Below are 13,466 nucleotides of genomic sequence, written 5' to 3' on the forward strand. Positions count from 1 at the left end.
GACGCGATGTTGGTTACGCCTGCGCGTAGTAGCCAGGCCGGCGGTTTCAGGCGATCAGCAGGCGAAGGCCGAGCTCTGCCGCGTCGAGATCGACGAGGTCTCGGTTGCGTTCGGCCCATCGACCGGATGCGAGGTCACCCCGGAGGCTGTCCACTGCGCGCCGCTCGGCGTCCGGCCCGACTCTCGCCCAGACCGACATCCCGCGACGGACATTCTCCTCCAGATATGCCTCGGGCCGGCGCCAGTAGGCCTCGAAGAAGCCGTCAGCGCAGTCCCACGGGATGAGCACCGGTTCCATCCGGGCTCCGATCGCGCGGGCCTGCTCGGTCACCGAAGGCCGGCCGACAAGGAGGTCCGCGACCTCAGGCAGGTAGTCGCGAGTAAGCCAGAACCGATGACGCCATCCGGTGTCACTGGTGTCGTGCGTGAACACCACCACGCGGCGAGCGACCCGCCGCATCTCGCGCAGGCCGGCAATCGGATCCTGCCAGTGATGAATGGAGGAAACAGCCATCGCGGCGTCGAAGGACTGGTCATCGAACGGCAGGTTCTCGGCAGATCCGACCAGGCACGGCGCCGCGTCCGGAAGGCGCTGCGAACGCATGAGCGCCGACGGTTCCACCGCGAGGACGTGGCGGTCGGAGGGCTCGTAGGACCCGGTGCCCGCCCCGACGTTCAGTATGGTCCGGGCATCGCCGAGCGCAGCCCAGATCCGCGCAGCGATGCGCGGTTCAGTGCGCCGTGTCACGGTGTAGGTGGCTCCGATGGTGTCGTACAACTGCGCACTGGACATTGACACTGCCTTTCCGGCTGTCGCCCGAGAAATGTCAAGGATTGCGGATGGTTGACGCTTCAACCGGCTGGTCCTGTGCTGCTTCAGGGTCCGATGGCCACCGTCTGCCGATGCCGCGCGATCCCTTGGATGCTCCAACCATTCCGAGGATGCTTGGAGTTGTCAAGCATTGGAATCTCCACGTAAAATCCGAAGCGTGGATGCGATGCCCGACAGTGCCGACGAACCGCTGACCCACGCCATCTTCAAGCAGATCTACGCACTGGCCGCGCAGACCAACCTCGCCTTCGCCGAACTGCTGACCGACCTCGACCTCACCGAGGCGCTCGCCAACGCCTTGTGGCACCTGGACCCCGATGCCCCCCCACCCTCGATGCGAGCCCTGGCCGTGACGCTGAACTGCGACCCGTCCACCGTCACCTTCCTCACCGACCGCCTTGAACAGCGCGGGCTCACTCAACGCCAGGCATCCTCCGCAGACCGCCGCATCAAAGTGATCACTTTGACGTCTCAGGGAGTTCGGGCACGGGCGAAACTCGTGCAGGCCGCGGCCACCCGTTCCCCGCTAGCCCGCCTGTCACCGCAGGAACAACAGCACCTTCACGAACTGCTCGCCAAGACCGGGGTCACCCCAGCCCCGTCCAGTGGAGTCGCGCCCATCGCCCCAACCTCACGCACGTCGTGAACCTCACGCCGCCGCTTCAGGGCGTTCGCGGATCCTGCGCGCGGGCAGGGTGACCTGGCAGACCATCACCACCTGGAAGGCCTCCAACGACCCGCACTTCATCGCCAAGATGCAGCGCGTAGCGATAGGCGTCGGCCAGATTGATTGACGCCGCGATCCGCCTGCCGCTCGTGTCCGCCAGGTCGAGCGCACGGTTGAGGTGATCGATCGCGTCGCCGTACTCGCCCAGAACCAGCAGCCCGACCCCCAGCGCGCGCAGCGTGGTGTAGTCGGTGGGGGCTTGAGCACGGGCCGAGTCGACGAGCGCGGTGAGCCTGTCGCGATCGCCGGGGACCATCCGTTGCCGCTCGTCGTAGGTGATGAGCTGGTTGATTTCTTGGAAGAGCACAGCCAAACATTAGAGCGCATCTTTGGCGAGCAGAGGCGGGGCAAAGGGGCAGGCCGCCTATACACACACGTCCTGGTCTGCTCGCGCAGCCTCACGCGCCCGATCGCAGCAATCGAATTCGCAAAGGGCTTCGCCATCTGGGATCTTGCGCCAGGGCACTACATCCTCAACGCCGCCGGAGGGGTAGTCCTTGATCTCCAGGGCCGCCCCATCTCGTTGGACTACGGGTTCGGCACCGTAGCCGACATCAGGAAGGCGATGAAACAGCCGCAGGAGTTCGTCGCCGCATCGAGCCTGTCTCTTGCTCAGGACGTCCTTGCCGCGATGGCGAAAGCATGAGGGTGGTCGGTCGTCCTCGCCTCGTTGCCGCTGCCGTTTTCGTGGTTCGGATGGACCCGGTCAGGCAGAGGGCTGGGCGGGCATCAGCCGCATCACCGAAGCACCCGCCCCACGGGTGGGCCGGAAGTGGCCCACCCGTGGGGCAACCCACCTTTCGGACCACTCATCCGGCTGCCTCGGCGGCGTTCATCGCTCGACCAGGGCCAGCACCCGCACCGGGCTGCCCGAGCCGCCGACGATGGGCAGCGGCGGGGCGACGATCACCGCTCCGGTGATCGGAAGCCGGTCGAGGTTGCGGAGCTGGGTGAGGCCGTACTTGCCCGCCCCGAGCAGGAACGAATGGCACGGGAAGGCCGGGTCGAAGCCGTGCGCGGCGCCCGCGTCGGTGCCCACGGTCTCCACCCCGACCCCGGCGATCGGGGTCTCCTCGGCCAGCCATCTGGCGCACTCCACCGAGATGCCGGGGCTGTGCGGGCCGGTCTCGTCGGCGTTGAGGAAACGCTCCTGGTCGTGGGAGCGGGCGTCCCAGCCGGTGCGATAGAGCAGCCACCCGCCCTCGGGCAGCGGCCCGTTGGTCTGCTGCCAGGCCTGGACGTGCTCGATCTCCATCAGGAAGTCCGGGTCCTTGCCCGCCTCGACGGACAGGTCGAGCACCACCGCCGGGGCGATGAGCCGCCCCACCGGCACCTGCGAGACGTCCTCACCGTCCCGGCCGGTGACCCAGTGGATCGGCGCGTCGAAGTGCGTGCCGGTGTGCTCGCCGGTCGAGATGTCGTTCCAGTACCAGGCGGGCCCGCGGTCGTCGTAGCGGCTGATCTCCTTCAGCGTGAACGGGACAGTGTTGCCGAACGGCTCGGGCAGCCGCAGGATCGGCGTCTGCGACGACAGCGGCGCGGTCAGGTCGATCACCTCGATCCCGCCGTTCCGGATGCTCTCCACCAGGTTCCCCAGCACCGACATGACGCCTCCGGGTTGTAGAAGACCTGGTCAGATCCTCCTACAAGAGAGTCCCTCCGTCAGCTCTCCTCCCCTGGCGAAAAAACGCGGCTTCAAGATGTGTCTTGCTTTCTCGCGTGGAAAGTCATCTTCCGGCCCGGCGTTTCGCGGCGGTCACCGGGCTCGCCCGGCGCCGAGGCGGTGTTCGAAGCCGGAGACCATCGCGTGGAGCCCGGCCTCGAACCAGCCGTCGTAGTAGGCGGCGGCCTCGGGTGAGTGTTCGGGCGCGGGAGCGCCGGGAGGCGTGCCCACCTGGGCCAGAGCGTGACCGAGGACGTACACGCCGACGGATTGGATGGCTGTCAGGGCGTCGGCCCGGTCGACTCCGGCGTCGGCGAACCGCTCCAGGAGGGGGGTCATCAGGGACAGGCCCGTGTCGATGTCGACGGGGTGGGTGGCCAGCAGGGGCACCGCGTGGGGGTGGGCCAGCAGCGTCCGGCGGTAGGCGCTGGCGAACCGGGTCAGGGCCGCGGGCCAGGGCTCGCCGGGGGGAAGCTCCACGAGCGCCTCGGCGAACAGGTGGTTGACCACCTCGGTCAGCAGGGCGTCGCGGTTGGGAACGTGCCGGTACAGCGACATCGCCGCGACGCCGAGCTGGGCGCCGACCCTGCGCATGGTGAGCGCGTCGAGACCGTCGGCGTCGAGAACCTCGACGGCTGCGGTGACGACGCGCTCCGGCGTGAGGATGGGGGGACGCCCTCCCCGGCGTGGCGATGCCTGGCTCACCCGGCCAGAGTAGCGGCGACGGTGGTGCCCAGCATCGCCACGGTCAGCACCCCCACCACCATGTGCTGCACGTCGATGACCACGTCGCGGCCCTCCGTCGGCAGGATCTTCAACGTCCGGGCGTATTCGCGTCTGGCCGCCTCGCGCTGCGCCTCGAAGCTGAATCCGAAGTACGGCAGCCACCAGCTGACGATGTGCCCGACGACGGTGAGCACGGCGAGGCCGGTGGCCACGGCGAGCGACCAGGTCTCGTGGAGCGCGACGCCTCCGGCGATGAGCAGCGGGATCGGGTAGTTGACGAGGGCCATCAGGGCTCGCTCCTTGACCGTGCTGGCCTCCAGGTCGTTGAGGGGGAACATCGGCACCCACTCGGTGAGGACCAGCCAGGCGAGCCAGATCAGGGGGACGATGACGGCGATCGAGATCATGCGTGCTCCTCTAGTTTGTGTACGACGTAAGCTTACGTCGTACACAAACTAGAGAGAAGAGGTTTCCCAGATCAGGCTTGCCGCAGCCCCTGAACGGGCAGAGCTTCTGACTGTGAAGAAGCTCATCAACGGCGTCGATTCGGTTGTCACGGACGCGCTGCGCGGACTGGCCGCCGCGCACCCCGGGCTCCAGGTCGACGTGGAGAACCAGATCGTGTTGCGCGCTTCGGGACCGCGTCCGGGCAAGGTCGGCCTGGTCTCCGGCGGCGGCTCCGGGCACGAGCCCCTGCATGCCGGTTTCGTCGGGTACGGCATGCTCGACGCCGCCTGCCCCGGCGAGATCTTTACCTCACCGGTGCCCGACCAGATGATCACGGCCACCCAGGCGGTGAACGGCGGCGCGGGCGTGCTGCACATCGTGAAGAACTACACGGGCGACGTCCTGAACTTCCAGATGGCCGCCGAACTCTGCGCCGACGAGGACGTGGAGGTGGCGAGCGTGCTGGTCGACGACGACGTGGCCGTGCGCGACTCCCTCTACACGGCGGGCCGCCGGGGCACCGGGGCCACGGTCTTCGTCGAGAAGATCGCCGGGGCCATGGCCGAGACCGGTGCGCCGCTGTCGGAGGTCCTGCGGGTGGCCGAGGACGTCAACGCCCGCAGCAGGTCCTTCGGCGTCGCGCTGACCGCCTGCACCACTCCCTCGGCTGGCAGGCCCACCTTCGACCTGGGCGACGACGAGATCGAGCTCGGCGTCGGCATCCACGGCGAACCCGGCCGGACCCGCTCGACCATGCGCGGCGCCCGCGAGCTGATCCACACCGCGCTGGACGCCATCAACGAGGACATGCCGCTCTCCGGCGACACCCTGGTCATGCTGAACGGCATGGGCGGCACCCCTCTGATCGAGCTCTACGTCGCCTTCGCCGACGTGGCCGACTACCTGGCGGAGAAAGGCGCGACAGCCGCGCGGAGCCTGGTGGGCAACTACATCACCAGCCTCGACATGCAGGGCTTCTCGGTCACGGTCTGCCGGCTGAACGACGAGCTCACCACCCTCTGGGACGCCCCGGTGGAGACCCCCGGCCTGCGCTGGGGCCGCTGACGTGAACGCCGCCATGGACACCGCCTTCTTCTCCGCGTGGGTCGGGGAGATCGCCCGGGCCGTCCAGTCCGACAAAGAGCGGCTGACCCGGCTGGACGCGGCTATCGGCGACGCCGATCACGGGATCAACCTCGACCGGGGTTTCACCGCGGTCGTCCAGGCACTGGCTGACAAGGACCCGGGCACTCCCGGGGCGCTGCTGACCCTGGTCGGGAGCACGCTGATCCGCAAGGTCGGCGGGGCCTCCGGGCCGCTGTACGGCATGGCGTTCCGGGAGGCCGGCAAGGCGCTGGGCGACGCCTCCGAGGTGTCCGCCGGAGAACTCGCCACCGCCCTGGAGGCCGGGCTGGCCGGGATCCAGAAACTGGGGTCCGCGGTCGAGGGCGACAAGACCATGGTGGACGCGCTCGCCCCGGCGGTCCGGGCGCTGGCGCAGGCCGTACGGAACGGGAAGGACGCGCCGGAGGCGATCGGCGAGGCGGCGTCGGCGGCTCTCGCCGGAACGGAGGCGACCATCCCGATGACGGCCCGCAAGGGCCGGGCCAGCTATCTCGGCCCGCGCAGCGTGGGCCACGAGGACCCCGGCGCCGCGTCCACCGCGCTCATCCTCACCGCCCTGCGCACGGTGGCGGCACGATGACCCCTCCCCCTGCCCGGCCGGAGCCCCGCCGGACCGGCGGGGCCGTCCCTCTCGCGGCGGGCGTCGCCGGCCCGCTTCCGACCCCGCCGAACGGATCTCCTCGATGGTAGGCATCGTTCTCATCTCTCACAGCGGCCCGCTTGCCGCCGAGGTCGCGACCCTGGCCTCGCAGATCGGCGGCGCGGACGTCCCGCTGGCCGCCGCCGGAGGCACCGAGGACGGCCGTCTCGGCACCAGCGCCGAGCTGGTGGCGGCGGCGATCGAGAAGGTGGACCGCGACGACGGGGTGATCCTGATCCCCGACCTGGGCAGCTCGGTGCTGACGGCCCGGCTGCTGGAGGGGCCGGGAGTCGTGATCGCCGACGTGCCGTTCGTGGAGGGCACGATCGCGGCCGTCGTCACGGCCGGCTCGGGCGCGCCCCTGGAGGCCGTGCTCGCCGCCGCCGAGGAGGCCAGGAACTACCGCAAGCTCTGACGGCGCGGTCACCCGCCCAGCCGACCCGCCGCTCCAGTGCTCCGGCCCGGCCACCGGCCCCGGTCGCCGTCGAGCCGGTCGTGAGCCGCCCCGCCGATCGCGAGCCGCCGCCGATCGCGGTCCGCCCCGCCGATCGCAAGCCATCGCCGGTCGCGAGCCGTCAGCGGACGAAGTCGCGCACCCGCTGGGAGACCGACGCGAAGACCAGCAGGGACAGGTGACCGATGCAGCCGACGTTGGTGTTGACCGCACCGTCCAGCCTCACGCTGCCGTCCGGATTGATGATCTCGTCGCACCACGACCAGAACGTGCCGTAGTTGACCGCGCCCGGCGTCTCGTCTCCGTCGTTGAGCCGCGTCAGGAAAGACGAGTGGTAGTTCATCTCGTCGCAGGAGGCGATGAGCAGGTCGCACAGATAGGAGGCGTTGGTGCCGTGGTTGGGGCCGCCGATGGAGACCCAGTCGTCGACGAAGTCGGTCCCGCCGAGGAACTTCAGATACCAGCGCGACGAGAGGCCGCCCATCGAGTGGGTGACGATGTCGACCTTCTCCGCCCCCGTCCGGGCACGGACCTGCTCCACGAAGGCCGCCAGCTCGTTCGCCGTGGTGACGTTCGACTGGGTGGAGCGGTAGTCCCACGAGAAAAGGCGGTCGGTCGGCCACCCGTCCCTTTCGAAATCCTCCCTCATGTCGGCCCAGTTCCAGCCCGCTCCGGCCCAGCCGTGCACGAACACCACGGGGTCGGGGAGGGCGGCATGGGCCGGGACGGGGGCGAGCGGGGCGCAGACCACCAGTGCGGCCAGCCAGGCGAGCCACAACCGTCGTCGCATAAATGTCTCCTTCGTACGGCCCGCCGTCGCGGCGGAGTCGACGAAAGAGTCCGCTCGCCGGTGCGCGAGGGCACCGGCGAGATCACCGGTCATCCCAAGACCGGTGACACCGGGGAGGTGGCGCCTCGCCCGCGTCTCCTATTCACACGGGCTTAACTCACGAGTAACTTATGGGTGTGACGGCCATCACCTCACGTGTTCTGCATGGCCGCGAGCAAGAGCAGTCCGAACTCGACTCCCTGCTCCAGGCCGCGGTGACGTCGCACAGTGGCGTGCGGGTGCTGATCGGGGAACCCGGCGCGGGCAAGACGGCGCTGCTCGAATACGCCATCGCCCACGCCGAGGATTTCACCGTGCTGTCGGCCCGGGGCGTCCCCTCGGAGTCCCGGCTGCCCTTCGCCGCGCTGCACCGGCTGGTCCGCCCGCTGACCCCGCTGATCGACGGACTGCCGGGACCGCAGTGCAAGGCCCTGGCGGTCGCGCTCGGCCGGGTGGAGGGCCCAGCCCCCGACCGGTTCCTGATCTCGGTGGCGGTGCTCAGCCTGCTGTCCGAGGCGGCCGAGCGCGGTCCCGTTCTGGCCGTGCTGGACGACGCGCACTGGATGGACGCCCCGTCCGTCGACGCGCTGGCGTTCGCCGCGGCGAGGCTCGAAGCGGAGGGCGTGGTCCTGCTGGCGGCCATCCGGCCCGGCCACCCCTCCGCGCTCCACGGGCTGCCGGTGACGCAGGTCGGCGGGCTCGCGCCGGACGCCGCCGGGCGGCTCATCCGGACCCGCGCCGAAGGACCCGTCACCGACGCGGTGCGCAACCGGCTGGTGGCCCACGCCCGCGGCAACCCGCTGGCCCTGCAGGAGATCGTCGACGGCCTCACCCCCGAGCAGCTCGCCGGCCGCGCGATGCTGCCCTGCCCACTGCCGATCGGCCCCGGCCTGGAGCGGGCCTATCTGGATCGGGTCTCGGCGCTTCCGGAGGAGACGCGGACGCTGCTCCTGCTCGCCGCGGTGGAGGCGGAGATCGACGCGGCGACCCTGCTGCGCGCCGCCTCCCGTGTCCGGATCGACGTGTCGGCCATCGAGGCCGCGGAGTCGGCGGGACTGGTCCAGCTGTCCGAGGCGGGGGTGCGTTTCCGCCATCCGCTCATGCGGTCGGCCGTCTATCAGGGAGCGGGGCTGACCCGCAGGCGGTGGGCGCACCAGGTGCTCGCCGAGGTCTCCGGGGCGGCGGACCGGCGTTCCTGGCATCGTGCCGCCGCCGCGCTCGAACCCGACGCCGATCTCGCCGCGGAACTCGAGGCGACCGCCGTACGGGCTCGTGTCCGCAGCGGTTACGCGGCCGCGGCCGTCGCGCTGGAACGAGCCGCCGAGCTGACGCCGACCGAGGCCCAGCGGGCCCGGCGGCTGGTCTCGGCGGCCTGGGACCGCTGGCTGGCCGGGCACACCGACCTCGCGACTCACCTGCTCGATCAGGCCAGGCGCTCGGCCGGGAACCGCGATCCCGGCGAGATCGACTTCCTCTCCGGTGTCATCGGACTGCGCGGCGGAGCCACCAGGGGTGCCTACGCGTCGCTGCTTTCGGCCGCCCATCTGCTCGATCCCGGCAGGGCGTTGCACGCTCTCATGGGCGCGGCGGAGGCCGCCCTGTACGCGGGCGACCATGTCCGGCTGACCTCCGCGGCGCGCCGGGCGGACTCCCTGGACGCGACCCCGGGGACGCGGGCCGTGCTGATGCGCACGTATCTGTCCGCGATGGCCGAAGCCGCCTCCGGCGACATCTCCCGGGTGCTCGGGCCGCTTCGCGAGGTCGTGAACGCGGCGGGTCTCATCGACGACCCCGAGACCCTCGGCTGGGCGAGCACCGCGGCGCTGATGCTGGGCGACGACACGGCCGCGCACGCGCTCTCCTCGCGCGCGGTCGCACTCGCCAGGGCCCGCGGCGCGGTGACGGCGGTCCCCCAGGCTCTCGAACTGCTGATCTACAGCGAGCTCTGGACCGGCAGGCTCGGCATCGCCGGCGCCAACGCGCTGGAAGGGCTGCGCCTGGCGACCGACACCGGGCAGCTCAACTGTGTCTGTCACCTGCGGGCCCTTCTCGCGTTGCACGCCGCCATCGAGGGGGACGAGCACACCTGCAGGGAGCGGGCGCAGGCGGCGCTGGCCCGCGCTCGCGAACACGACATCGGCCTGGCCGCCGCCGTGGCGATGTGGGCGCTGGCGTTCAGCGACCTGTCGGCCGGCAGGTACGGCCAGGCCGCCCAGCGGCTGACCCGGATGACCCGCGCGGGTGCCGGTCAGGGGCACGGCGCGATCACGCTGCTGTCGGCTCCGCATTTCGTGGAGGCGGCGGTGCGCAGTGACGACCGCGAGCGCGCCGCCCGCGCTCTGGGCATGTTCCAGGCCTGGGCCGACACGGTGGAGAGCACCTGGGCGCAGGCTCTGGTCGAGCGGTGCCGGGCGCTGCTCGCCGGCGGCCACGCCGCCGACGAGCACTACCGGATGGCGCTGGACCTGCACGCACGGAGCGAGCGGGACTTCGAACGGGCGCGTACGGCACTGCTCTACGGCACGTATCTGCGCAAGGAGCGCCGGCGCGCGCAGGCACGCGACCACCTGCGTGAGGCCCTTGAGGTCTTCGAGCGGCTCGGCGCGCTCGGCTGGCGGGAGAAGGCACGTGCCGAGCTGCGCGCGACCGGTGAGTCGGTGGCCGGGCCGGAGAATCCGATCGGGGACGTGCTCACCGCGCAGCAGCTGCAGATCGCCCGGTTCATCGCCGAGGGGGCGACGAACCGGGAGGTCGCGGCAAGACTGTTCGTCAGCCCCCGTACCGTCGACTACCACGTGCGCAACATCTTCGCCAAGCTCGGCATCGCCTCCCGCGCCGAGCTGATCCGCTCGGTCACGGCGCCCGGGGAAACAGGCCCCACGGCCGGCCGGGCACCGGCCCCGGGGCGAAGATCCTCGAACAGGTCCTAGCCGAGGGCGCGGTCGAGGTTGAACGCGGCGCTGATCAGCGCGAGATGGGTGAAGGCCTGCGGGAAGTTGCCGAGCTGCTCACCGGTCTGCCCGATCTCCTCGGCGTACAGGCCGAGGTGATTGGCGTAGGTGAGCATCTTCTCGAAGGCCAGCCGCGCCTCCTCCAGGCGTCCGGCGCGGGCGAGCGCCTCGACGTACCAGAACGAGCAGATCGAGAACGTGCCCTCCTCCCCCCGCAGCCCGTCCGGGCTGGCCTCCGGGTCGTAGCGGTACACCAGCGAGTCGGACACCAGGCTCCCGCCGAGCGCGTCGAGGGTGGACAGCCACTTCGGGTCGGTGGGGGCGATGAACTTGGCCAGCGGCATCATCAGCACGGAGGCGTCCAGCACTTCGTCGTCGAAGTGCTGGACGAACGCCCGCAGCCGGGGCGACCAGCCGTACCGCATGATCTGCCGGTAGATCGCGTCACGGGCCCGCTGCCAGCGCGGCGTGTCGGCGGGCAGGCCGCGGCGGGCGGCCATCCTCATGGCCCGTTCGATCGCCACCCAGCACATCAGCCGCGAGTAGACGAAGTTCTTGCGTCCGCCGCGTGTCTCCCAGACGCCCTCGTCGGGCTGGTCCCAGTTGTCGCACACCCAGTCCACCAGGGCGTGAACGTCCTCCCAGTAGTCGCTGGAGATCGGCTGGCTCATCTTGTCGTAGAGGTAGACGGAGTCGATGAGGGCCCCGTAGATGTCCAGCTGGAGCTGGCCGACGGCGCAGTTTCCGATGCGGACCGGGGCGGAGCCCTGGTAGCCCTCCAGGTGGGACAGCTCGACTTCGGGCAGCTCCGCGCGCCCGTCGATGCCGTACATGATCTGCAACGGCCCCGACCGGCCACGGTCGCCACGGCTGACGCGCTCGGACAGGAAGCGCATGAACGCCGCCGCCTCCTCGCTGAAGCCCAGCCTGAGCAGGGCGTACACGCAGAACGCCGAGTCGCGGATCCAGACGTACCGGTAGTCCCAGTTGCGCTCCCCGCCGATCTGCTCGGGCAGGCTGGTCGTCGCCGCGGCCACGATCCCGCCGGTCGGCGCGTAGGTGAGCAGCTTCAGCGTCAGCGCGGAGCGGTGCACCATCTCCCGCCACCGGCCACGGTAGCGCGACGCGGACAGCCAGTGCCGCCAGAACGCGACCGTGGCGGCGAACTCGTCCTTGGCCTCGGCGATCGGGCACGATCTCAGCTTCACGCTGTCGCCGAGCTTGTCGAGGGCGAACACCGCGCATTCGCCTTCCTGGAGCTTGAACTCCGAGCACACGTCCGGGCCGTCGGCCTCGATGGGCGTGCTGGCGCTCAGGGCCAGGGAGAGCGACGGCGACTCGAAGATCGCCAGGCCCTGCCGGACGTCCAGGGTGTGCGGCTGCCTCCCGTAGTCGAACCGGGGAGCCACCCGGGCCCGGAACAGCAGCGACCCCCGGACACACATCACCCGCCGGATCAGCCGGTGCCGTTCGGCTTCGCGCGCGTCCTCGGCGATCGGCATGAAGTCCTGGATCTCGCCCACCCCGTCGGCGGCGAAGAAACGGGTGATCAGCACGTTGGTGTCGGGGAAGTAGAACTGCTTGGTTCTCGCCGGCACGCTGGGGGCCAGCTCGAACGACCCGCCCCGGTCGGCGTCCAGGATCGAGGCGAAGACACTCGGCGCGTCGAAGCGGGGGCAGCAGTACCAGCTGATCGTGCCGGCCATGTCCACCAGCGCCACACTGCGCAGGTCGCCGATCAGCCCGTGGTCGGCGATCGGCGGGTATCGGGAAGCGCCCGTCGAGCCCGGGCGGTAAGCGGATTCCGCTGCCGTCATCTCAGCCTTCTCACCGTCAGCCGCGCACCCTATGTCCTCACGCTACGCCCACCGGGGTCTACGCTGTGTCAAGGAGCCGGCACGTTCGTCAAGGGCCGGCCGGATCCGCTGGGATCATGTCGGTATGACAGAGAAGATTGCGGATTCCGGCGGGAAACTGAGCCGGCAGGAGATCTCCGAGGCCGTCGGCGACCTGGGGTGGCGTTACGTCCTGGGCATCGTGCGCGCGTCGGTGCCCGTGGCGTCGCTGGCTCAGGCGGCCGACGTCGCCGCCCGCGTGGTGGCCGTGGCCGGTGACGACGGCGACGGGAGCCTGTGGATGGACGTCCGCCGGGATCGGATCGTCCTGTCGCTGCAGTCGCTCGCCGTCGGCTGGGTGACACCGATTGAGATCGAGCTCGCCCACCGGATCTCCGCCGCCGTGGGCGAGTCCGGGCTGCGCACCGACGCGGAGATCGGCGATCGGGGAGCACGGTCGATCCAGCTCCTCGAGATCGCGATCGACGCGATCGACATCGCCGCCATCCGCCCGTTCTGGAAGGCGGTGACGGGGTACGGCGACGAGGCGGGCGCGTCGGGTCCCGAGGACCCGCTCGTCGACCCCGTGGGCCAGGGCCCGGCGATCTGGTTCCAGCAGATGGACGCGCCCCGGCCCCAGCGCAATCGGATCCACCTCGACATCTCGGTCCCCCACGACGAGGCGCCCCACCGCATCAAGGCCGCGCTGGCCGCGGGCGGAGTGCTGCTGTCCGACGCCGAGGCGCCCTCTTTCTGGGTGCTGGCGGACGCGGAAGGCAACGAGGCGTGCGTGACGACATGGCAGGGCAGGGACTGATGCCTGTCCGGGGTTCGCTCTTTTGATGGATCGGAGACTCCGGATCCACGGGCCGGCACCGCGTAGGCAGAGCCCGGCCAGGTAGCTCTCCGGGGTCTTGTCGAAGCGGAAGGCCGGCCCGCGCCACTGTTTGATCCGGTTGATGCAGCGCTCCGCCGTGTTGCGCTCCTTGTACAGAACCTCATCTGTGGTGGATGGGACGGCCTTCGCGTGAGCCCCGCTTCGTGCGGTTGGCCGCCTGGTCCGCCTTCTCCGGGATCACCGCCCGGATGCCGCGTCTGCGCAGATAGGCGCGATTGGCGGCCGAGTAGGCCTTGCCGGCGGCCACCATCAGCCGGGCCTTGCCACCGTTGCCGCCGTTGCCGGCGTTCGGTCCGGGCCTCGGCTCCATCTTCTTCCTGCCCGCCTTCTTCCTGCCCG

General features: G+C 70.4%; 14 protein-coding genes and 1 pseudogene. 7 read left to right on the plus strand and 8 right to left on the minus strand.

The window, feature by feature from the left end; translation table 11 throughout:
- Positions 1 to 46 precede the first annotated feature (46 nt).
- Positions 47 to 856, minus strand: a complete 810-nt coding sequence (locus ACFY2X_RS00195) for a class I SAM-dependent methyltransferase (RefSeq protein WP_389930065.1) — start codon at positions 854 to 856, stop codon at positions 47 to 49.
- Between the two features lie 142 nt (positions 857 to 998).
- On the opposite strand from ACFY2X_RS00195, the gene ACFY2X_RS00200 reads away from it, so the two are divergent.
- Positions 999 to 1,478, plus strand: coding sequence for a MarR family winged helix-turn-helix transcriptional regulator (locus ACFY2X_RS00200; protein ID WP_389931252.1), 480 nt, complete (start codon positions 999 to 1,001; stop codon positions 1,476 to 1,478).
- Positions 1,479 to 1,494: 16 nt separating this feature from the next.
- Here ACFY2X_RS00200 and ACFY2X_RS00205 read toward each other — a convergent pair whose 3' ends face one another.
- Entirely contained in the window at positions 1,495 to 1,866 is a 372-nt protein-coding gene (locus ACFY2X_RS00205; RefSeq protein WP_389930067.1) for a hypothetical protein, read from the minus strand.
- Between ACFY2X_RS00205 and ACFY2X_RS00210 the strand changes: the two genes are divergently transcribed.
- Positions 1,855 to 2,205, plus strand: a complete 351-nt coding sequence (locus ACFY2X_RS00210; protein ID WP_389930070.1) for an inositol monophosphatase family protein — start codon at positions 1,855 to 1,857, stop codon at positions 2,203 to 2,205. The two genes, ACFY2X_RS00205 and ACFY2X_RS00210, sit on opposite strands and share 12 nt — an antisense overlap.
- A 186-nt stretch (positions 2,206 to 2,391) precedes the next feature.
- On the opposite strand, the gene ACFY2X_RS00215 is transcribed toward ACFY2X_RS00210, so the two are convergent.
- The 3 genes from ACFY2X_RS00215 to ACFY2X_RS00225 all read right to left on the minus strand — a co-directional run bounded on the left by ACFY2X_RS00215 (position 2,392) and on the right by ACFY2X_RS00225 (position 4,355).
- Positions 2,392 to 3,165, minus strand: a complete 774-nt coding sequence (locus ACFY2X_RS00215) for a cyclase family protein (RefSeq protein WP_389930073.1) — start codon at positions 3,163 to 3,165, stop codon at positions 2,392 to 2,394.
- Between the two features lie 150 nt (positions 3,166 to 3,315).
- Positions 3,316 to 3,927, minus strand: coding sequence for a TetR/AcrR family transcriptional regulator (locus ACFY2X_RS00220; RefSeq protein WP_389930076.1), 612 nt, complete (start codon positions 3,925 to 3,927; stop codon positions 3,316 to 3,318).
- Complete coding sequence (locus ACFY2X_RS00225) at positions 3,924 to 4,355, minus strand: hypothetical protein (protein WP_389930079.1); 432 nt, start codon at positions 4,353 to 4,355, stop codon at positions 3,924 to 3,926. Before ACFY2X_RS00225 ends, ACFY2X_RS00220 begins: the two co-directional genes overlap by 4 nt.
- Positions 4,356 to 4,467: 112 nt before the next feature.
- Between ACFY2X_RS00225 and dhaK the strand changes: the two genes are divergently transcribed.
- From dhaK to dhaM, 3 genes are all read left to right on the plus strand, one after another.
- The gene (gene dhaK / locus ACFY2X_RS00230; protein ID WP_389930082.1) at positions 4,468 to 5,460 is read left to right on the plus strand and encodes a dihydroxyacetone kinase subunit DhaK; all 993 of its coding nucleotides are present in this window, start codon (positions 4,468 to 4,470) and stop codon (positions 5,458 to 5,460) included.
- A 1-nt stretch (position 5,461) separates the two neighbouring features.
- The gene (gene dhaL, locus ACFY2X_RS00235; RefSeq protein WP_389930084.1) at positions 5,462 to 6,100 is read left to right on the plus strand and encodes a dihydroxyacetone kinase subunit DhaL; all 639 of its coding nucleotides are present in this window, start codon (positions 5,462 to 5,464) and stop codon (positions 6,098 to 6,100) included.
- A gap of 103 nt (positions 6,101 to 6,203) precedes the next feature.
- Positions 6,204 to 6,575, plus strand: a complete 372-nt coding sequence (dhaM, locus tag ACFY2X_RS00240; protein WP_389930087.1) for a dihydroxyacetone kinase phosphoryl donor subunit DhaM — start codon at positions 6,204 to 6,206, stop codon at positions 6,573 to 6,575.
- A 160-nt stretch (positions 6,576 to 6,735) separates the two neighbouring features.
- Here the strand turns inward: dhaM and ACFY2X_RS00245 are convergent, their stop codons facing one another.
- On the minus strand, positions 6,736 to 7,404 hold the full coding sequence (locus tag ACFY2X_RS00245; RefSeq protein WP_389930089.1) for a lipase family alpha/beta hydrolase: 669 nt from the start codon (positions 7,402 to 7,404) through the stop codon (positions 6,736 to 6,738).
- A gap of 176 nt (positions 7,405 to 7,580) precedes the next feature.
- Here ACFY2X_RS00245 and ACFY2X_RS00250 point away from each other — a divergent pair, with 176 nt between their 5' ends.
- On the plus strand, positions 7,581 to 10,373 hold the full coding sequence (locus tag ACFY2X_RS00250) for a LuxR C-terminal-related transcriptional regulator (RefSeq protein ID WP_389930092.1): 2,793 nt from the start codon (positions 7,581 to 7,583) through the stop codon (positions 10,371 to 10,373).
- Here ACFY2X_RS00250 and ACFY2X_RS00255 read toward each other — a convergent pair.
- Positions 10,370 to 12,211, minus strand: coding sequence for a glycoside hydrolase family 15 protein (locus ACFY2X_RS00255; protein ID WP_389930094.1), 1,842 nt, complete (start codon positions 12,209 to 12,211; stop codon positions 10,370 to 10,372). The genes ACFY2X_RS00250 and ACFY2X_RS00255 overlap by 4 nt on opposite strands.
- A 124-nt stretch (positions 12,212 to 12,335) precedes the next feature.
- Here ACFY2X_RS00255 and ACFY2X_RS00260 point away from each other — a divergent pair, with 124 nt between their 5' ends.
- Positions 12,336 to 13,046, plus strand: a complete 711-nt coding sequence (locus tag ACFY2X_RS00260; protein WP_389930096.1) for a VOC family protein — start codon at positions 12,336 to 12,338, stop codon at positions 13,044 to 13,046.
- Between the two features lie 33 nt (positions 13,047 to 13,079).
- On the opposite strand, the pseudogene ACFY2X_RS00265 reads toward ACFY2X_RS00260, so the two are convergent.
- A pseudogene (locus ACFY2X_RS00265) lies at positions 13,080 to 13,374 on the minus strand (IS5/IS1182 family transposase); the annotation flags it as partial.
- Between the last annotated feature and the right edge of the window lie 92 nt (positions 13,375 to 13,466).

This window comes from Streptosporangium sp. NPDC000396 (assembly GCF_042898655.1).
Classification (GTDB): Bacteria; Actinomycetota; Actinomycetes; order Streptosporangiales; family Streptosporangiaceae; genus Streptosporangium.